Annotated in this window: 14 protein-coding genes; 9 read left to right on the top strand and 5 right to left on the bottom strand. The window is 67.0% G+C overall.

Annotated elements, in window-relative coordinates:
* Positions 1-170: 170 nt before the first annotated feature.
* The 4 genes from QZM35_RS04420 to QZM35_RS04405 form a co-directional block, all read right to left on the bottom strand.
* Entirely contained in the window at positions 171-3,584 is a 3,414-nt protein-coding gene (locus QZM35_RS04420) for a DUF2126 domain-containing protein (protein ID WP_089429126.1), read from the bottom strand.
* 96 nt (positions 3,585-3,680) lie between these two features.
* A complete protein-coding gene (locus tag QZM35_RS04415; RefSeq protein WP_301775465.1) occupies positions 3,681-4,700 on the bottom strand; it encodes a transglutaminase family protein in 1,020 nt (339 codons plus the stop codon).
* Between the two features lie 8 nt (positions 4,701-4,708).
* Positions 4,709-5,650, bottom strand: a complete 942-nt coding sequence (locus tag QZM35_RS04410; RefSeq protein WP_089427755.1) for an alpha-E domain-containing protein — start codon at positions 5,648-5,650, stop codon at positions 4,709-4,711.
* Positions 5,651-5,714: 64 nt separating this feature from the next.
* The gene (locus QZM35_RS04405; RefSeq protein ID WP_046547558.1) at positions 5,715-7,130 is read right to left on the bottom strand and encodes a circularly permuted type 2 ATP-grasp protein; all 1,416 of its coding nucleotides are present in this window, start codon (positions 7,128-7,130) and stop codon (positions 5,715-5,717) included.
* Positions 7,131-7,732: 602 nt separating this feature from the next.
* On the opposite strand from QZM35_RS04405, the gene QZM35_RS04400 reads away from it, so the two are divergent.
* The 3 genes from QZM35_RS04400 to QZM35_RS04390 all read left to right on the top strand — a co-directional run bounded on the left by QZM35_RS04400 (position 7,733) and on the right by QZM35_RS04390 (position 10,753).
* Positions 7,733-8,731 carry a LysR substrate-binding domain-containing protein gene (locus tag QZM35_RS04400; protein WP_089432519.1) on the top strand — a complete coding sequence of 333 codons (999 nt, stop codon included), beginning with the start codon at positions 7,733-7,735 and terminating at the stop codon, positions 8,729-8,731.
* 712 nt (positions 8,732-9,443) lie between these two features.
* A complete protein-coding gene (locus QZM35_RS04395) occupies positions 9,444-9,887 on the top strand; it encodes a hypothetical protein (protein WP_089427759.1) in 444 nt (147 codons plus the stop codon).
* Positions 9,888-9,949: 62 nt separating this feature from the next.
* Entirely contained in the window at positions 9,950-10,753 is an 804-nt protein-coding gene (locus QZM35_RS04390; RefSeq protein ID WP_301775464.1) for a hypothetical protein, read from the top strand.
* 350 nt (positions 10,754-11,103) lie between these two features.
* On the opposite strand, the gene QZM35_RS04385 is transcribed toward QZM35_RS04390, so the two are convergent.
* On the bottom strand, positions 11,104-11,691 hold the full coding sequence (locus tag QZM35_RS04385; RefSeq protein WP_301775463.1) for a hypothetical protein: 588 nt from the start codon (positions 11,689-11,691) through the stop codon (positions 11,104-11,106).
* On the opposite strand from QZM35_RS04385, the gene pgaA reads away from it, so the two are divergent.
* From pgaA to QZM35_RS04355, 6 genes are all read left to right on the top strand, one after another.
* Entirely contained in the window at positions 11,684-13,558 is a 1,875-nt protein-coding gene (gene pgaA, locus QZM35_RS04380) for a poly-beta-1,6 N-acetyl-D-glucosamine export porin PgaA (protein ID WP_301775462.1), read from the top strand. The two genes, QZM35_RS04385 and pgaA, sit on opposite strands and share 8 nt — an antisense overlap.
* An 18-nt stretch (positions 13,559-13,576) precedes the next feature.
* Positions 13,577-15,667, top strand: a complete 2,091-nt coding sequence (pgaB, locus tag QZM35_RS04375) for a poly-beta-1,6-N-acetyl-D-glucosamine N-deacetylase PgaB (RefSeq protein ID WP_089429127.1) — start codon at positions 13,577-13,579, stop codon at positions 15,665-15,667.
* Complete coding sequence (gene pgaC / locus QZM35_RS04370; protein WP_089427762.1) at positions 15,664-16,935, top strand: poly-beta-1,6-N-acetyl-D-glucosamine synthase; 1,272 nt, start codon at positions 15,664-15,666, stop codon at positions 16,933-16,935. The genes pgaB and pgaC overlap by 4 nt, the downstream gene beginning before the upstream one ends.
* Positions 16,913-17,401: a Biofilm PGA synthesis auxiliary protein PgaD gene (locus tag QZM35_RS04365; protein WP_089427763.1), complete on the top strand. Its 489-nt coding sequence runs from the start codon at positions 16,913-16,915 to the stop codon at positions 17,399-17,401. The genes pgaC and QZM35_RS04365 overlap by 23 nt, the downstream gene beginning before the upstream one ends.
* A gap of 118 nt (positions 17,402-17,519) precedes the next feature.
* Complete coding sequence (gene glmS / locus QZM35_RS04360; protein WP_089427764.1) at positions 17,520-19,343, top strand: glutamine--fructose-6-phosphate transaminase (isomerizing); 1,824 nt, start codon at positions 17,520-17,522, stop codon at positions 19,341-19,343.
* Positions 19,340-20,608, top strand: a complete 1,269-nt coding sequence (locus QZM35_RS04355; protein ID WP_301775461.1) for a hypothetical protein — start codon at positions 19,340-19,342, stop codon at positions 20,606-20,608. Before glmS ends, QZM35_RS04355 begins: the two co-directional genes overlap by 4 nt.
* Positions 20,609-20,797 lie beyond the last annotated feature (189 nt).

Raw genomic sequence — 20,797 nt, 5'->3', positions numbered from 1 at the left:
TGTCGTTCCGTCGTCAGGGCGCGGCCGCGCACGCGCGCCGCCACCCGGGCGGCGGGGCGCGGCGCGCGGCCGCAATCTGCCCGCATCCTAGCATTCCGGCGGGGCCGCCAGCGACCGAAACCGCCGGGTATCGCGAACCGCGCATCGTCATCCGCGTCGTCATCGTCCGGTCACGGCCGCCGCAGGTCGAGCGTGAACGGGAATTCGCGGCTCGGCGCGGCCGCCGCGACATCCATGCGCCCCGGCGTATGCCCCATCTCGACGAAGCGTGCAAGCCGGCGGCTCTCGGCTTCGTACGCATTGACCGGGAACGTCGCGTAGTTGCGCCCGCCCGGATGCGCGACGTGATAGCGGCAACCGCCGAGCGAGCGCTGCAGCCACGTATCGACGATGTCGAACGTGAGCGGCGCGTGCACGCCGAGGGTCGGATGCAGCGCGGACGGCGGCGACCACGCCTTGTAGCGCACGCCCGCGACGTATTCGCCGACGGTGCCGGTCGGCTGCAGCGGCAGCGCGCGGCCGTTGACCGTCACGACGTGCCGGTTGTCGTTCAGCCCCGTTACGCGCACTTCGAGCCGTTCGACCGACGAATCGACGTAGCGCACCGTGCCGCCGGGCGCGCCCTCCTCGCCCATCACGTGCCACGGCTCCAGCGCGCCGCGCAGCGACAGCTCCATGCCGTTCACCGCGATCTGGCCGAACAGCGGGAAGCGGAATTCGAAGTGCGGCGCAAACCACGCCGGATCGAACGCGAAGCCGGCGTCGCGCAGTTCGGTCAGCACGTCGTCGAAATCCATCTGAAGAAACGCGGGCAACATGAAGCGGTCATGCAGCGCGGTACCCCAGCGCGTGAGCGGCGTCGTGTACGGCGCAGCCCAGAAACGCGCGACCAGCGCGCGCAGCAGCAATTGCTGCACGATGCTCATCCGCGCATGCGGCGGCATCTCGAACGCGCGCAGTTCGAGCAGACCGAGCCGGCCGGTCGACGAGTCCGGCGAATACAGCTTGTCGATGCAGAACTCGCTGCGGTGCGTGTTGCCGGTCACGTCGATCAGCAGGTTGCGCAGCACGCGGTCGACGAGCCACGGCGGCATGTCCTGCCCGAACAGCAGCTTGTTGCGCTGGATCTCGGCGAACGCGATGTCGAGCTCGTAGAGCTGGTCGTTGCGCGCCTCGTCGACACGCGGCGCCTGGCTCGTCGGCCCGATGAAGAGCCCGGAGAACAGGTAGGACAGCGACGGATGGTTGTGCCAGTACGCGATCAGGCTCGCGAGCAGGTCCGGGCGGCGCAGGAATGGGCTGTCGGCCGGCGTCGCGCCGCCGAGCACGAAGTGGTTGCCGCCGCCCGTGCCGACGTGGCGGCCGTCGACCATGAACTTCTCGCTGCACAGCCGCGACTGCCACGCGGCGTCGTACAGGAATTCGGTGTGGTCGACGAGTTCGTCGAAGTTGCTGGCCGGATGAATGTTCACCTCGATCACGCCGGGATCGGGCGTCACCTGCAGCAGCTTCAGCCGCGCGTCGCGCGGCGGCGGATAGCCTTCCAGGACGAGCTTCACGCCCAGCGCATGCGCGGTCAGCTCGATCGCGCCGAGCAGCTCGAGATAATCCTCGAGCGCGGCGAGCGGCGGCATGAACAGGTACAGGATGCCGTTGCGCACTTCGACGCACAGCGCAGTGCGCGTGATCCATGCGGCCGATTCGAAGCGCTCGGGCTGGCGACCCGGGTCGCGCGCGGCCGGCCGGCCGTTGCCGGCCGTGCCGTCGTCGCGCCACTGCATCACGGTCTGCGCGGATGCCTCGCGATGCACGCCGGACAGGTAGCGCGGCGCATCGGCCGGCCCTGCGTAGCGCGCGCGGATCGCGGCGGCATCCGGCAGCGCGTCACGCGGCGCGAACGGGTCGCGCTCGACGAGGTACGGATAGTCGGCGCGGCTCGCCCACGGCAGCGAATCGAGCGGCAACCGATAGCCCATCGGCGAATCGCCGGGCATCAGGTACATCCGCTCGTCGCGGAAGAACCACGGGCCCGTCTGCCAGCGCGGGCCGTCGAGGCCGGGCGCAGCTTCCGTACGCTTGACCGGCAGCACATAGCCGACCACGCTGTCGAGCTGCTGCTCGAACACCTTGCGCAACCGCGCGCGTTCGAGTTCGTCGTCGAGACGCGAGTCGAACGGGTCGACGTTGACCGGCAGCCGGCGCTCGCGCCACAGGTAGTACCAGACGTCCTCGTAGCCGGGCCGGATGAATTCGCCGGTCAGGTTCAGCCGCGCGGCGAGCGCATCGATGAAGCGCTTCGCGTCGTCGGTCGTATACGCGGACGGCTCGCGCTCGTCGGCGAACAGCGACGGATCGTGCCATACGGGCTGGCCGTCCGCGCGCCAGAAGATCGACAGCGCCCAGCGCGGCAGTTGCTCGCCCGGGTACCACTTGCCCTGCCCGAAATGCAGGAAGCCGCCGTCGCCGTATTCCGCGCGCAGCCGCTGCACGAGTTCGGTTGCATAGCCGCGCTTGGTCGGGCCGAGCGCGTCGGTGTTCCACTCGGCGCCGTCGCGATCGTCGATCGACACGAAGGTCGGCTCGCCGCCCTGCGTGAGCCGCACGTCGCCGGCCGCGAGCGCGCCGTCCACCTGTGTGCCGAGCGCGAGCACGCCGTCCCACTGCGATTCCGTGTACGGCTTCGTCACGCGCGGCGATTCGTACACGCGCGTCACGGTCATCTCGTGCTCGAACGACACCTCGCACTCGTCGATCAGCCCCTCGACCGGCGCGGCGCTGGTCGGCTGCGGCGTGCAGGCCAGCGGAATGTGGCCCTCGCCGGCGAGCAGGCCCGAAGTCGGGTCGAAGCCGATCCAGCCGGCACCCGGCAGGTACACCTCGCACCACGCATGCAGGTCGGTGAAGTCGACCGACGTGCCGCTCGGGCCGTCGAGCGATTTCACATCGGGCGTCAGCTGGATCAGGTAGCCCGACACGAAGCGCGCGGCGATGCCGAGATGACGGCACAGCTGCACGAGCAGCCACGCGCTGTCGCGGCACGAGCCCGAGGCCAGTTCGAGCGTCTGCTCGGGCGTCTGCACGCCCGGCTCCATCCGCACGAGATAGCCGATGTCGTGCTGCAGTTGCTGGTTCAGCGCGACGAGGAAGTTCACGGTGCCGGCCGGCGTGCGGTCGACGCCGTCGAGATACGCGCGGAACAGCGGCGACGCGCTCGTCTGCGGATCGCACACGAGATACGGCGCGAGCTCGGTCTTCAGCGCGTCGTCATAGCTGAACGGGTACTGCTCCGCGCTGGCTTCGAGGAAGAAGTCGAACGGGTTGTACACCGACATCTCGGCGACGAGATCGATCGTGATCTCGAAGTGCTCGGTGCGCTCCGGAAACACGAGCCGCGCGAGATAGTTCGAGAACGGGTCCTGCTGCCAGTTGATGAAGTGCTGCGCGGGCTCGACCGTCATCGAATACGCGAGGATCGGCGTCCGGCAGTGCGGCGCGGGCCGCAGGCGCACGACCTGCGGGCCGAGGTTGACGAGCCGGTCGTAGCGATAGCGGGTGGTGTGATGCAGCGCGACGTGGATGGACATGGGAGCTCGGTTCGGGTTGGGCCAGCCGCGCGCCGCGTCGCGCTCGATGCGACGCGGCACCCCGGCCTGGCGGATTCGGCGAAAACGTGCGCGAGGTCAGACGAGCTCGGGCGTCTGCACGACGCTGATCTCGACACCGACGGCCGTCGCGCCGAGCCCCGTCACCGGCTGCGCGTCGCGATAGTCGAGGCCGACCGCGATGCGCACGTAGCGCTCGTCCGGGCAGCGATTCATGAACGGATCGAACCCGACCCAGCCGAGCCCTTCCACATACGCCTCGGCCCACGCATGGCCGGCCGGCTGCTGCGTCAGCCCGGCCGCCTGCGACTGCGCGCCGTGCGCCGGCTGCGGCATTCCCTGCGACTGCGACTGCGACTGCGACTGGGACTGGGACTGCGACTGCGACTGCGCCGCATGCGACGCGCCGAGCACCTGCTGCATGCCCTCGCCGCTCTGCAGCGCGAGCGCTTCTTCCTGCTCGACGTCGCCCGCGTTCTGCTTCGCGTCGGCGATGCGTTGCATCGCGCTGTCCGCCAGCACGTAGCCCGAGATATAGCGCGCGGGAATCTTCAGCACGCGCGCGGCCGCGATGAACGCATGCGCATGGTCGCGGCTCGTGCCCTCGCCGCTTTGCAGCGCGGTTTCCGCGTCGACGGGGGCGTCGGCGGCCAGGTTCGGTGCATACGCGATGCGGTCGTGCACTTCCGTCATCAGCCAGTGCAGCGCGTCGAGGCTGTGCGGCTCGATCGGCAGCGCTTGCGCCAGCGCACGCACGGTGTCGCCGGCCTTCGTCAGCGCCGTTTCGCGCTCGAAGATCCACGGCGGCGCATAGCCTTCAGGATGACCGAGTATGCCCGCGCGGTCCTGCGTCTCGACGACGCCGGCCGCGATGACGACGATCTCGGCCTTCGCGCCGCGGTCGTGCCGCACGAGGTCGATCCGGTTGCCGAGCCCGTCGGCATAGGACAGCGACGGCTCGACGCCGTCGATCGTGACCTGCCACGCGCGCACCGTCTGCCCGGGGCCCGACTGCGGGCGCAGCCGCAGCCGTTGCAGCGCATGGGTGGCTTGATCGTCGAACTGATAACGCGAGATGTGTCGGATGGCGAGTCGCATGGCAAGTCTCAGTCGAAGTTGTAAGCCTGGGCGATTTCGAGCCCGAGGCTGTTGTTGCGGCCGATGAAGTCGGTCAGGAACTCGTGCAGGCCACTCTTGAAGATCCGCTCGACCGAGGTGTCGGACAGCATTTGCAGGATCTTCGTGGCCGTGTCGTGACACGGGTGTGTCACACCGTAATCCTTTGCGAGCAGGTTCAGGCTCGACACGACGCGCCCGTAGCAATAACGCAGCGAACGCGGCATGCGGCCGTTCAGGATCAGGTAGTCGGCGATGTTCATCGGCTTGTACTGCACGTCGTACACCCAGCGGTACGAACGGTGCGCGGCGACGCAGCGCAGGATCGTCTCCCACTGGTAGTTGTCGAGGATCGTGCCGACGTGCGACACCGACGGCAGCAGCAGGTGGTATTTCACGTCGATGATCCGCGCGGTGTTGTCGGCGCGCTCGACGAACGCGCCGATCTGCGCGAAATCGAAGATCTCGTTGCGCAGCATCGTGCTGTAGAAACTGCCGAGGATCAGCGCGGTTTCGCGCTTCACCTGGTCGAGCACGGCCGGCAGTTCGCTCTCCGGCACCGGCTGCGCGAGCGCGCGGCGCAACGCGAGCCACGCGCCGTTCACGCTCTCCCATGCCTCGCGGGTGAGCGCCGTGCGCACCATCCGCGCGTTCGAGCGCGCGGCGTCGATGCACGACAGCACGCTCGACGGGTTGTCGCGGTCGCGCAGCAGGTAGTCGGTCACGGTATCGGCCGCATACGCGTCGTATTTCTGCCGGTAGCCGTCGTCCGTGCCCGAGCTGACGAGCACCGACGACCATTCGGCCGGCGCGTCGGACGTGCGCGTGAGCGCCATCCGCAGCCCGGCATCGACGATGCGCGCGATGTTCTCCGCGCGCTCGATATAGCGGTACATCCAGTAGAGACCGCTTGCAGTACGTCCCAGAAGCATCTCGTGTCCACTCCGTCTTCGTTCGGTTGGCGCCCCGGTCGCGGGGCGCGCGGTCGCGTCCGGCTCAGTCGGCCAGCACCCAGGTGTCCTTGGTGCCGCCGCCCTGGCTCGAGTTGACGACGAGCGATCCCTCCTTCAGCGCGACGCGCGTCAGCCCACCCGGCGTGATGCGGATGCGATCCGACACCAGCACGAACGGCCGCAGGTCGACGTGGCGCGGCGCGAGGCCGGCTTCGGTCAGGATCGGCGTCGTGGACAGCGCGAGCGTCGGCTGCGCGATGTAGTTCGCGGGGCGCGCGCGCAGCTTCGCGGCAAAGGCTTCGAGCTCGGCTTTCGACGCGCACGGCCCGACCAGCATCCCGTAGCCGCCCGAGCCGTGCACTTCCTTCACGACCAGTTCGTCGAGATGGTCGAGCACGTATTTCAGGCTGTCGGCCTCGCCGCAGCGCCAGGTCGGCACGTTCTCCAGCAGCGCCTTGCGGCCCGTGTAGAACTCGACGATCTCCGGCATGTACGAGTAGATCGCCTTGTCGTCGGCGATGCCGGTGCCGGGCGCGTTCGCGATCGTGATGTTGCCCGCGCGGTACACGTCCATGATCCCCGCGACGCCGAGCACCGAATCGGGGCGGAACGTGAGCGGATCGAGGAACGCGTCGTCGACGCGGCGATACAGCACGTCGATCGGCTGGAAGCCTTCGGTCGTGCGCATCGCGACGCGGCCGTCGATCACCTGCAGGTCGCTGCCCTCGACGAGATGCACGCCCATCTGGTCGGCGAGGAACGAATGTTCGTAGTACGCGGAATTGTGGATGCCGGGCGTGAGCACGGCGACGGTCGGGTTGTCGGCGTTGCCGCCCGGCGGGCACACGGCCGCGAGCGACTGGCGCAGCATCTGCGGATAGGTCTCGACCGGGCGCACCTTCACCTGCTGGAACAGCTCCGGGAAGAGCTGCATCATCGTCTCGCGGTTTTCCAGCATGTACGACACGCCGGACGGCGTGCGCGCGTTGTCCTCCAGCACATAGAATTCGTTCTCGCCGGTGCGCACGATGTCCACGCCGATGATGTGCGTGTAAACGTTGCCGGGCGGCCGGAAATCGATCATTTCCGGGATGAACGCTTCGTTGTGCGCGATCAGGTGCTTCGGCACGATGCCCGCGCGCACGATTTCCTGGCGGTGGTAGATGTCGTCGAGGAACGCGTTGAGCGCCATCACGCGCTGCTCGATGCCGAGCGACAGCCGGCTCCATTCGGCGCCCGAGATGATGCGCGGGACGATGTCGAACGGAATCAGCCGCTCGGCGGCCTCCGCGTCGCCGTAGACGGCGAACGTGATGCCCGTCTTGCGGAACACGCCTTCCGCGTCGTAGGCCTTCTGGGCGAGGCTCGCGGGATTCTGCGTGTCGAGCCACTGCTTCAGGCGCGCGTAGGGCGCCCTTACCATGTCGCCGGATTGCAGCATTTCATCGAATGGCTTCATCGATCTTTTCTCCATCGATCGTTTTCCCCGGCATTGCGCATGCCGGACCGGCGTAATGAATGCTTTGCAAGGAACGTGCCTTGCGCGATCCCCTCGATATCCCCCCGTTTTTGCGCCGCGCCGGGCACGCCCGCGCGGCATTGCGCACCATCACGGTGCAGCGCCCGACGCGACGGGCGACGACGGTGCGTCGCCGGCGCGCACGGTTCATGCTGCGCCGCGTCTTTCGAACATAGTTCCCCCGCGTGTCACGAATGTGCAATCTGCACTGCACAAAAAAACGGCCCGCCCGCGCATCGGACCAGCGGAACGAAAGGACGGGAAGGCGGGCCGGCACGCGCACGGCGCAACCGGCCCGGGGGGAAGTACCGTCTGCGGCCGCACCGGCAGTTCGACGCGATGAACTGTCCGGTTAAGCCGGGTCCGGCACCTCAACGCTATGCAGCCGTAATCCCGCCGACAACGCCCATGCATATTTCGACTGACACCCATCGAAAAAAAACATCGGGTCGAGCGGCGCGAGGCGCGGTACGCTAGAACGTTCGTGCAGCAAACGGTGCCGCCGCCTTTCAGGCGCCCGACTATAAAAAGCGAAGATCGAAATGGAAGCAAAGTGGCTGGAAGATTTCCTGAGCCTTGCGGATACCAAGAGCTTTTCCCGGGCCGCGCGTAACCGGCACCTCACGCAATCGGCATTCAGCAGACGAATAGCGGCACTCGAAACCTGGATGGACGCGAAGCTGGTGGACCGGAGCATCAACCCGATCACGCTCACGCCAGCCGGCCAGATGTTCCGCGGGCTCGCCGCGGACATCCTGCGCAGCATGTATGCGGCGCGCAATCTCGTGAACGGCTACGACCAGTTCGCGGCCAGCGACCAGGTCGTGCGTTTCGCGGTGGCCCACACGCTCGTCTTCACGCTGTTTCCCGAATGGCTCAAGCAGCTCAACGGCGAGGTCGGCCACGTCACCGCACGCGTCAACGCGGTGAACGTGCCGGAAGGCGTGCAGCAGCTCGTCGAAGGGGAATGCGACCTGCTGCTCGGCTATCACCATCCGCAGCTGCCGATCGTGCTCGACCCGAATCACTTCCCGTTCGTCAGCCTCGGCGTCGAGCGGATCCTGCCCGTGTCGACACCCGATGCGCGCGGCAAGCCCGTATTCCAGTTGCCGGGCACCCCCGATGCACCGCTGCCGCTGCTCGCGTATTCGTCGGGCGCGTTTCTCGGCAACATCGTCGAGATGCTGCTGCTGAATGCCACCGAGCCGTACGTGCTGCACCGCTGCTTCGAGACGCACATGTCCGAGGCCCTGAAGGGCATGGTCGTGGCCGGGCACGGGATCGGCTGGCTGCCGGAAAGCTGCGTCGCGAAGGAACTCGCGGAAGGCACGCTCGTGTGCGCAGGTTCCGGCGACTGGATCACCGAGCTCGAAATCCGCCTGTACCGATCGGCCCGCAAGCGCGGGCTCGCGGCCGAGCAACTGTGGACCTACATCATGAACCGGCCGCGCACGGCGGTCGACGGTGCAGCCGGCGCGGCCGAACCCGCGGCCGCACCGGCGATGCGCATCGCCCGGCGCAGCGCGGGCGGCAGCCGCTGATCGTCGCGTTCGCGTCGTTCCCGCGGACGACGCGAACGCAAGCACGGTTGGCGACAATCCGGTGTGCGCATCCATTCGCGCCGCGTCGCTTCCCGGATTACACGCCCCGCTTTCCGGTAGCAAGCAACGATCCCGCTTTAGCCTGAAAAATGACCGTGCCGGACGCGTAATCGATATCAGATGATTCGCAATCGTTTGCATCCCGTGGATGAACTTTTTACGTCCGGCATTGCACATCGGCATTTTCCGTCTGATTATCAGGACAGAAATACCCTGTTACAGAACAAATTAAAAGTTTCGATTTACCTGTAACAATCTAAAATACCAACAACGCCTCCCCCGCATTTCATATCGTGCGACCTGTATCTGGATCGATTTCAATTTTTCCGGAACACAGCCGCAAAAATTCCTTTTATCAGTCGTTATTTTTCGGCACGAATGGCGATACGTCCGACGTGATTCAATGCGTGGCGGATCATCGCTACCGACTAGCAATATTCATATTCGGCAATATCGACTTTCTTCATAGTTAATGGAATCATACGAATCCGTCGCAATCCTATTTAAATAGGATATTTAACGTCGTCCCATTCAGGCCACACGCGGTTGTTGGTTCAAAGTCCATCGTGTATCAATAGCGTGTCGCAAAAAGAACGTTGGCAAATCTGACTCGGAATAAATGCTCGCCATTGATTCCGGACGGGAGGTTGCAATGTCTTCCTCGTTTCGACAGCATGCTCGCCCTTTGCTGAGCGTCTTCATCTGCGCGCTCAGCATGAATGCGATGGCCCAGACGCTCGCGTCCCAGCCGTCCGCGTCCGCGCCGGCCCCTGCATCCGGCCCGGGTGCGGATCGCTACGTCATTTCGTATATCTGCGGCGATGCGCGGATCGACGGTACGGCACCGCTACCGCCCGACGGACGGCCGTACAACCTGGGCGTGTCGTTTGCTTCAGCCAAGACGGGGCAGCCGCTCGCCAACGTCCAGGTGCGCCTGCGGCGACATGGCCGCGTGCTCGTCGAATTCAATGCATCGGGGTCGCGTTGCCTGTTCAGCGTGCCCGATGCGAGCTACCGGGTCGAAGGAACCTATCAGGGCGCGACCCAGTTCGCGATCGTCGAAACGGGTGCGCTGACCACGCAGTTGAAATGGTGAGCGCCACCTGAGCGAACCGCATCACGTCTTACACCACAACGTATCGAATCGAGGAGACATGAATGACTCGTGCAGAACGACAGGACGGCTCGCCCGCCCACCAGCCGAAACCCTCCTGGGGTCCTGGAAAGAACGCGGCGCTCAGCTTCGCCGCATTCGCCGCGATCTTCGGCCTCTTCGCGTACGCCGAACGGGACACGACGGTCGGCCATGCGAGCGTGACGCACGACATCTCCGGCGCGATCGGAACCGCCGTCGGGAAAACCCGCAACGCGATCATGGCCCTTGCCTCGCACGCACCCGCAACGGGCACGTCCGGAACATCGGCCGAGCCCGGGGCAGCGTCGACACGCACGCCGGCCTCGCCGCCCGCGCCGCCGTCGCAGGTTGCGTCGACGTCAGCCGCGCCCGAGGTATCCACCGTGCCGCCCGTCTCGCTCGCGGTCGAACCGAAAGCCGCGCGGCAGCCCGCCCCCCAAGCCGTCGTGAAACAGCGGCAGTCGGCGCATGCGCCGCCCGTGACGCTCGCGGCCGGTACGCATGCGGCATCGGCCTATGGTCGCGCCGCCACGCGGCACGGCGCCGCGCACCGTGCGCAGCGTGCCGAAGCGCTGGCCGGCACGAGCAGGCGCATGGACTTCGCGCCCAAGCCCCGGCCGGACGGCAGCGACACCATGCGCATGCAGACGGCCAGCATCACGCACGCGGAGCTGGAAAGCGCGCGTGCGCTGGCGAAGGCGCGCTCGTGCGCGGTGATCGACGAATGGGACTGCGTGGAACAAAACGCGAGCCGGGCACTCGCGATCGACCCCAAGAACAGCGAATCGCGTGCATTGCTCGGTCAGGCGATCCGCAACCGGCTGTAAGTCGGGTCCGCATCGCCGGGCACTCGCAGCCCGGCCGCGCGACGTGCGGCGACGTGCGTCGTCACACGGACAACCGACGTGATCGTGTCAATAGGAGGACACCTCGTGGACAACAATCGGAAACAACAATGCACCACCGTCGCTCCGTCCAACCGACGGCTCCTCCTGCATGCGCCGCTGGTGTTGCTGCTCGTCGCGTCCGGCCCCTGCTTCTCCGCCGACGGCGATCCGGAAACGGGCCGCGTCAACGAATTCGCCGGGACCCACGGCGCCCCGGACGCGGTGCCGCGCGGTGGGCAGCCGATGGTCGTGTCGATCCAGATTGCCCAGGCCGAGGTGGCCCCGCCCCCTCATGAGCCGACGCCGATCGCGCGGGCGTCGGATGCGTCGATGCAGATCGCGCAGGCATCGACCCCGCAGCAGCCGACCCTGCCGACCACGGTCGTGGTGGAACCGGAGGCGCCGCCATCGAGCGCCGCCGCGCCGGGTGCACGTTCGCCGGAGACGGTGAATACGCCGGCACCGGTCGCGCAGACATCGACCGCGCCGATGCTGCTTGCGCAGGCCGAGAACGCCCGCCCGCCCGAAGCACCGACGCCTGCCGCCTCGACGGCGTCCGACGCGTCCGCATCCCCTTCGCCGGCGCCGGTCGCGCCGCCTTCGGACACCCCGCCGAAGATCGAACGACCCGCACCCGCCATGCCGCCGCTTGCGCCGACGCAAACCGCGCAGGTCTCCGGCACCCCGATGCCGAATTCGCCCGCGCCCGTTCCCCAGATGCCGGGCTCGCCGCCGCCGTCGTCCCCGGCGCCGAACTCGCAAACGCCCGGCGCCCAGTTGCCCGGCGAGCCGACACAGCGATCGCAGGGCCCGGACGTCGAAACACCGAATGCCCAGGCGCCGAATCTGCGTACCGCCGACGTCGAGACCGTGCGCAACGACGTGTTCGGCCTCGCGGCGAGCGGCGGCGCGGTCAAGGCGCTCGACGAAGCGAAGGCCCGCCCCGATGCGTTCTCCGCCGTCGACATCGCGCAACTGGAAGAACTGTCGATTCGCCAGCAGGTGCGCGGCGGCCGCGACAAGTCGCGCTCGATGACGAGCCCCGACCGCTTCGACGGGATCGACAACGCGCTGCGCGCGGCAGACGACCTCGACAAGCGGATACCGGCCACGCCCGAGTACACGCCGGTCAGGACTGCGCTCGCGGGCGACCGGACGATCGCCCTTGCGGCACGCGGCGACATGAAGCAGGCCGTCGCGACGTTCGAGACGATTCCGTCCAACGCGGAAATCTCGATCGACGCGCTGGCAGCCGTGGGCGACGCCTACCTGTACCTGAGCGAACCGGTCAAGGCGAATGCCGTGTACCAGCGCGCACTGAAGCAGGCGACCGCGTCACCGACGGATCGCGCGACCCGCGGCTTCCAGTACGGCGAGCGCACGCGTCCGATCGAACTGCGCGAAGGGCTGTTCTGGTCGTACGTCGACCAGGGACGCGCGGCGGACGCAAAGCAGGCGCTCGACGACATGGGCGCGACGCTTCCGCCGGCCAAGCAGGTGACCAACGTCGGTCCCGGAGAAAGCGACTATCTGCGCTACTACCGGCTGCGTGCGCAATACCTGATCTTCACGGGTCACCCCGATGAAGGGATCGCCGCACTCGAAGAGCTCGAGAAGGAGGTGCCGTTCAACGCGGAGGTGCGCGCCGCGCATGCCGACGCGGTGTCCGGCCAGGCGCATCCGCGCCAGGCGATCGCGATGTATCGCGCGTCGCTGACCGACCACCCCGACAGCGTCGAGATGCTCGCGGGCCTCGGTCGCGCATCGCTCACGGCAGACGACTACGCGACCGCGAAGTACGTCGACCAGACGCTGGACAACACGTTCCCGGACAGCGGCGCCGTGCGGGGCTTCAAGCGCGACTACAACGCGTACCGCAGCCCGGTGTTCACCACCGACCTGAGCTTCGAGCACGGCAACAGCGCACTGGCCGACAACAGTTTCACGTCGGACAGCTACCTCTATTCGCAACCGTTCGGCGACAACTGGCGGGTCTTCGCGCACACGTTCTACGGCCATGCGCAAACCGACGGCGGCAGCGTCAGCCGCACGCGCACGGGCATCGGCGGCGACTACCGGCACGGGCCGCTCACCGTGCTGGGCGAAGTCACGCGCTCGCTCGGCGGGGACGGACGCACGGGCGGCCGCGGATCGATCGCGTACGCGCTGAACGACTACTGGACGGTCAGCGGCGGGCTCGACTCCAACGACAACTCACTGCCGTGGAAGGCGTACGCCGCGCACATCTGGGGCCGCTCGGCGAACGTGTCGGTGGTGTATCGCCAGAACGACCGTCGCGAGGTCAAGCTGAGCTACGGCGTGAGCCGCTACAGCGATTCGAACTTCCACCAGGAGATCACGGCGACCGCCACGCAGCGCGTGTACACGACCGCCACCCAGCAGGTCAACGTATCGCTGGATCTCGGCACCGACAGCAACACGCGCAAGGACGCGCCCTACTTCAGCCCGGGCCGCGACTACGCGGCCGCGGCGACCGTCATGCACCAGTTGACGCTGTGGAAGAAGGGCGACATGGGGCTGCAGCAGCGCGTCTCGGTGTCCGGCGGCATGTACAACGAGCGCGGCTTCGGCACCAGCGCCCTGTGGAGCGCGCGCCTCGAGCACGCGTGGACCTTCAAGCACGACATCACGCTGAGTTACGGCGTGGAGGTCAGCAGCCACGCGTACGACGGCCAGCGCGAACGCTCCGAAACCGGCTTCATGTCGGTCAACCTGCCGTTCTAGCAAGGAGATCGAGCAATGCTGCAATCCAGACGGACCTTCATGTGCGGATGCATGGGCGCATTTGCCGCCTGTTCGCTGTTTCCGGGCGTGACCAATGCCAGGATGATCGACCTGCTTCCGCCGTCCGATCCGGCCGACGGCAAGACGTTTCGCGTGATCTGCATGCATGACGTGCGCGACAACCTGATGGCGTCGTTCAACTCCGGTACGGCGATGGTCGACGCGTTCGCCGTCGATACCGGCACGCTGACCGCCATCTTCTCGTGGCTGCAGACCAACAACTATCACACCATCACGGTCAAGCAGATCGAGGAGTCGCGGCACGGCGGCAAGCCGCTGCCGCCGCGCTCGGTGCTGCTCACGTTCGACGACGGCTTTCGCAGCCACTACACGAAAGTGCTGCCGCTGCTCGAGCGCTTCAAGTATCCGGCGGTGATGGGCCTCGTCACCGCGTGGATCGACACCCCGCCGGATACGCCGATCCGCATCAGCGACAAGGTCCAGGTGCCGCGCGACTATTTCCTGTCGTGGGACGAGGTGAAGAAGCTCGGCCAGTCGCCGTTCGTCGAGCTCGGTTGCCACACCCACAACCTCCATCACGGCGCGGTCGCGAATCCGCAGGGCAACGAATTGCCGGCGACCACGTCGCATCTCTACCTGCAAGACCAGAAACGCTATGAAACCGACGCCGAATTCCACGCACGCGTGCACGACGACCTGCAGACTTGCGTGCGGCAGATCCGCGAACGCACGGGCATCGTCGCACGGTCGATGGTGTGGCCATACGGCGCGGAAAACCAGCCGGTGCGCCAGATCTCGACGTCGCTCGGGATGGACATCCAGTTCAGTCTCGATGCCGGCCCGAATACGCCGGACGTGCCGCTGGACCGGCTGCGGCGGATCCTGATGATGTACGACATCGACATCGGCGGGTTCGAGCGCTCGATGCGCGAGCCGGCGTCGAACCGCGGCGACGTCGACGTGCCCGAACGCATCGTGCAGGTCGACCTGGACCAGGTCTACGATCCGGACCCCGCGCGGCAGGAAGCGAATCTCGGCAAGCTGATCGAGCGCATCTACCGGATGCAGCCGAAATCGGTGTACCTGCAGGCGTATGCGGACCCGAAAGGCACCGGCGTGGCCGAATCCGTGTATTTCCCGAACCGGCACCTGCCGATGCGCTCCGACCTGTTCTCGCGTGCCGCGTGGCAGCTCAACACGCGCGCCAACGTGCAGGTGTATGCCTGGATGCCGGTGCTCGCGTTCCGGCCGCCGGCCGACAAGCTGCGCGGGCTCGAGGCCGTGAGCGCCTACGGCGGCGCGCCGGCGCGCGAGAACGGCACGCGCACGTTCCGGCTGAGCCCGTTCGATCCGGATGCGCGGCTGATGATCCAGCAGGTCTATGAGGATCTCAGCAAGCACGCATCGTTCAGCGGCATCCTGTTCAGCGACGACGCGGTGCTCGACGACTACGAGGATGCGGGCCGGCACGCGCTGCGCATCTATTCGCAGTGGGGGCTGCCGGCCGACGTCGGCAAGATCCGCGAGAACCCCGACCTGCTGAAGCGCTGGACGCGCCAGAAGTCGCGCTACCTGATCGACCTGACCAAGCAGCTGGAACAGATCGTGCTGGCCCACCAGAACGTGGGCGACGTGCTGACCGCGCGCAACATCTTCGCGATGCCGGTGCTCAAGCCCGAATCGGAAGCGTGGTACGCGCAGAACTACGACGATTTCCTCGCGACCTACGACTACGTCGCGCTGATGGCGATGCCGTACATGGAGCAGGCGAAGGATCCCCAAGGCTGGCTGGACCAGCTCGTGAAAGCCGTGCACGCGAAGCAGCGCGGGCTGCAGCGCACCGTGTTCGAACTGCAGTCGTACGACTGGCACGCACAGAAGCCGGTGCCGGCCAGCACGCTGCTCGCGCAGATGCGACGGCTGCGCAGCGAAGGCGCGGTGAATTTCGGCTACTACCCGGACAACTTCCTGAACGGGCAGCCGGAACTCGACGCGATGCGCGACGTGATGTCGCTGAAGTCCCGCCTCGACCCAACCTCGATCAACGCGCTGATGCAACAACATACGCAGGGGACGAAGACGCCATGACCACCCACAGCATCATCCAGCGCCTGCAGGATTTCGTCTTCTACTACCCGTTCTTCATGTCGTACCTGTGGATGATCGGCGGCGTCGTGCACTACTTCCTGCTCGAGGAAGGCCGCGAGCTGTCCACGCGAACGATCGCGTCGAGCGGCATTCCGAAGATCTCGATCGTCGTGCCCTGCTTCAACGAAGCCGCGAACGCGCGCAGCGTGATCAGCCACCTGGACCGGATGCAGTATCCGAACTACGACATCATCGCGGTCAACGACGGCAGCCAGGATCGCACCGGCGAGATCCTCAACGAGCTGGCCGTCGAGATCCCGCGGTTGCTCGTGATCCATCACGCGCGCAACGAAGGCAAGGCGGTCGGGCTCACGACCGCGGCGGCCGTGTCGAACGCGGAATACCTGCTGTGCATCGACGGCGATGCGCTGCTCGCGCATGACGCGATCGGCTGGATGCTCGAGCATTTCCTGACCGATCCGGGCGTCGGCGCCGTGACCGGCAACCCGCGCATCCGCACGCGCACGTCACTGCTCGGCCGCATGCAGGTCGGCGAATTCTCGTCGATCGTCGGGCTGATCAAGCGCACGCAGCAGGTGTACGGCCGCATCTTCACGGTATCCGGCGTGATCACGATGTTCCGCAAGACCGCGCTCGCCGACGTCGGCTACTGGAGCTCGGACATGCTGACCGAGGACATCGACATCAGCTGGAAGCTGCAGTGCCGCGACTGGCGCGTCGTGTACGAGCCGCACGCACTGAGCTGGATCCTGATGCCCGAGACGGTGAAGGGCCTGTACCGGCAGCGGCTGCGCTGGTCGAAGGGCGGCATCCAGGTGCTGATGAAGTACGCGGGCACGCTCGCGCGGCCGACGCAAATGATGATGTGGCCGCTGTTCGCCGAGTACCTGATCGGCATCGCATGGGCGTACTCGATGACGTTCATCCTGCTGCTCGCGCTCATCAATGTCGTGTACCCGCTGCCGCAAGACTGGCACGTATCGGTCGTGCCGCACTGGCACGGCATGCTGCTGGTCGCCACCTGCATCCTGCAACTGATCATCGGCAGCATGATCGATCGTCGTTACGACGAAAAACTCCTGATGTATTTCCTGGACACCATCTGGTATCCCGTCGCCTTCTGGCTGATCAGCATGATCACCACCGTCGTCGCCCTGCCGGCCATCGTGCTGCGGGGCCGAGGCAAGCGGGCCGTATGGGTCAGCCCCGACCGAGGCATTCAACATGAAGAACGCGCCGATTATTGACCTTTCCCTGCGCGCACCGCGCGAACTGATCGCCGAGCGCGGTCGCATCATCGGGTCCGTGCTGACCGTCTGGTTCCGGCTCTTGCGGCCGGCGCTGGTGGGGGCCGTGTGGGCATCGATCTGCATCTACACGTACCGCTACCTGCTGCCGTTCAATCCGGCCGAGATGCCGATCGAGCAGATGGTGTTCTACGCGACCAGCATCGCGCTCATCGCGGGCACCATCGTCATGTGGTTGATCGCCGGACGCGTCGTGCATCCGCTGGCCTACCGGCTGCGCGTGTCGAAGATACTGCGACGCTCGGCCAGCGCGAAGGTGCGCTCGGTGCCGCCGACCGTGCTGGCAAGCGCCCGCCGGCGCGGCGCGCGGCGCACGACGCGCATTCTCGTCGCGTCGCACGACGCGAACGGCTCGATTTCCGACATCGAATGGGTAGCCCACGCGGGGCCGCAGCCCCGCGAGTAGGTCAGCGGAGATGCGTCGCTGCGCACGGGGATGTCATTCGTGCGACGCGGCGTCACTCCAGATACCGCGCTGCCGCACTTTGCCGGCAGCCCGGCAACCTTTGTGGACGAGGTGAAACATGTGCGGAATCGTCGGAGCAAGCGGCCTGAACAATCAAGTGCCGCAACTGGTCAATGCGCTGAGCAGGCTCGAGTATCGCGGCTACGATTCGTGCGGCATTGCCGTACAGGACGAAGGCCGGCTGCGCAGTGAACGCACGTTGCGGCGCGTGACCGACCTGCAGGCCCGCGTGCTGACGCTGGGCCTCGAAGCGCAGACCTGCATCGCGCATACGCGCTGGGCAACCCACGGCGCACCATCCGAAATGAACGCGCATCCGATCATGTCGGGCGACACGATCGCGGTCGTGCACAACGGCATCATCGAGAACCACGACGCGCTGCGCGTGGAACTGCGGGAGCGCGGCTATACGTTTCGCGGCCAGACCGACACCGAGGTGATCGCGCACCTGATCCACAGCCTCTATCGCGACGACCTGTTCGACGCGGTCGTGCGCGCCGTCAAGCGGCTGCACGGCGCGTACGCGATCGCGGTGCTGAGTGCGAAAGAGCCGCAGCGCCTCGTCGCCGCGCGCGCCGGCTCGCCGCTCGTGATCGGCATCGGCGCCGAACAGAATTACCTCGCGTCGGACTGCGCGGCGCTCGGCGACCTGACCGACCGCTTCGTCTACCTGGAAGACGGCGACGTCGCGCTGATCACGCCGGACCGGATTGCCGTGGTCGACTCGGGCGGGCACGAGGCCCAGCGCCCGCTGTGCCATGTGAAGGCGCGCGAAGGCGACGCCGCGCTCGGCCCGTACCAGCATTTCATGCAGAAGGAGATCTTCGAGCAGCCGAAGGCGATCGCCAGCACGCTCGACGGCATCGACACGATTTCGCCGGCGTTGTTCGACGCGACCGACGGCACGCGCGCGCTGCTGTCGAGAGTGAGGAACGTGCTGCTGCTCGGCTGCGGCACCAGCTACTACGCGGGGCTGACCGCGAAGTACTGGCTGGAGGCCATCGCGGGCGTGCCCGCCCAGGTCGAGATCGCCAGCGAATTCCGCTACCGCGAGACGGTGGCCGATCCGCGCACGCTCGTCGTCGGCATTTCGCAATCGGGCGAGACGGCCGACACGATCGGCGCGATCGAGCAGGCGCGCGACATGGGCCAGGAACTGTCGATGGCGATCTGCAACGTGGCGACCAGCACGATCGCGCGCAACGCGCCGCTGCGGTTCCTGACGCGGGCCGGCATCGAGCTCGGCGTCGCGTCGACCAAGGCGTTCACGACGCAGCTCGTCGCGCTGTTCGTGCTGACGCTGACGCTCGCGCAGCTGCGCGGCCGGCTCGACGCGAAGCAGGTCGCGCTGCACCTGAAGCAGCTGCATGCGCTGCCCGAGCGCATCGGCCACGCACTCGCGCTCGAAACGCAGATCATGGGCTGGGCCACGAAGTTCGCACGTACCGAGAACGCGCTGTTCCTCGGGCGCGGGATTCATTTCCCGATCGCGATGGAAGGGGCGCTGAAGCTCAAGGAGGTGTCGTACATCCACGCGGAAGGCTATGCGGCCGGCGAACTGAAGCACGGCCCGCTCGCGCTCGTCACGAGCGCGATGCCGGTCGTCACGATCGCGCCGGACGACCGCCTGTTCCAGAAGCTGAAATCCAACATGGCCGAAGTACGCGCGCGCGGCGGACGGCTCTACGTGCTGGCCGGCGACCAGCTCGGGATCGACGCCGACCGCGACACGCACCTGATCCGCGTGCGCGAATCGGGCGACGTGCTGTCGCCGATCGTCAACGTGATTCCGCTGCAGCTGCTCGCCTATCACGTCGGTTGCGCGCGCGGCGCCGACGTCGACAAGCCGCGCAACCTCGCGAAATCGGTAACCGTCGAATGAAGGGTCGAACGCGCCCGGCACAGGCGGTCGCGCAGTGCGTCGCGGCCGCGCTGTGCGGCGCATGCGGCATCGTCACGGCGATGCCGCCCGCCTTCGCCGCCACGCCGGTCGTGCATACGGTCACCGTGCAGGGCGCCCCTTCATCTCGCCCGGCCGTCGATCCGCGCAGCTTCATGCACGGCATCGGCGTGGCCGACGCCGGCAACGGCAAGCGCTGGGTGTTCTTCAGCAGCTCAGGTGTCGTGCCGCGCGGCGCGATGCGCGGCGGCAGCTGGCCGCATGACGTGTACGTCGGCGAATGGCTGCCCGGCAAGCCGAACCTGCTGCACGTCCGCACGTTCATCAGCCGCCCCGAGGCGCAGGAGCCCGTGTCGATCGCGCAGAACGCGCACGGCGACATCTTCGTCACGTTCGAGGACGGCTGGAACGCGCCGCAGGAAGTCAGCCAGCGCTACGGCGTCTACCGCCGCGACCTGAAGCCGATCAAGCCCTATCCGAACGACGTCGAATCGGGCGGCCACTCGGGGCATGTCGCCACGGCGGCCGACCGCTTCGTCGTGTTCTATTCGGCCGACTGGATCGACGGCGGCGGCGTCGACAACCTCGGCACCGGCAACGGCGTGTACGTGAAAACCTACGACGCGGCCGGGCGCGTGCTGAACCATGTCGCGGTCGTGCCGCACCGCCGCGAGTGGTGGCCCATCGTCGCGGGCTCGCCGCACACCGCGCTGCTCGTGTGGCAGAAATACATCGAGGGCAGCACGGACGCGACGCTCGAATACGCGATGTTCGACCCGGTCACGGCGAAGCTGGACAAGCTGGGGACGCTGAACGACGCGATCCAGTACTACGTGTATTCGTCGACTTACGTACCGGAGATCGACCGCTTCATCGTCGTCACGACGACGGCGGACGATCGCGGTGTCGCGATGCTGATCGCGCCGGACGGCCGCCGCACGGCGACGCTCGACTGCCTGCCGGCGTCGGTGCGCGAATCCGGCATCGGGGTGTCCGGCACGCATGCGTACGTACCGATCCGCGACGGGCGGTTGCTGACACTGTCGCTCGGGCCGGCGGACATTTCGGTGAGCGGCGTGCAGCGTTCGCCGATTCCGTGGGGTTTGACCGGTATCGCTGGCTTCCCTGGGAGCGGCACCGCGATGCATTTCGTGTCGCTGACGCCGTCGGGCACGCGCGAAGCCGATTTCGAACCGGCCCGGGAAACGCCGATGCCGAAGAGCGCCGTGCCTTGTTCGAGTCATTGACAGTGGCTCTGTAGCGCGATCGCCGTGGACGCGGCGGGCCGGCATGCTCTCACCCCGGGCCGGGCCGTCGCCCCGCCTCTTCCGCTCCTTCCGCTCCTTCGGGCTCAATCCACGCCGCGTGATGCCGCATCCTTCCCTCTCACGACCCGACCGCCAGGCGCGCTGCCGCCAGCCGGTCCGATCATGACC

Source organism: Burkholderia sp. AU45274 (assembly GCF_030482505.1).
Lineage (GTDB): Bacteria > Pseudomonadota > Gammaproteobacteria > Burkholderiales > Burkholderiaceae > Burkholderia.
The sequence above is the reverse complement of the archived record's forward strand: the minus strand, read 5'-3'. Positions and strand labels throughout refer to the sequence as shown.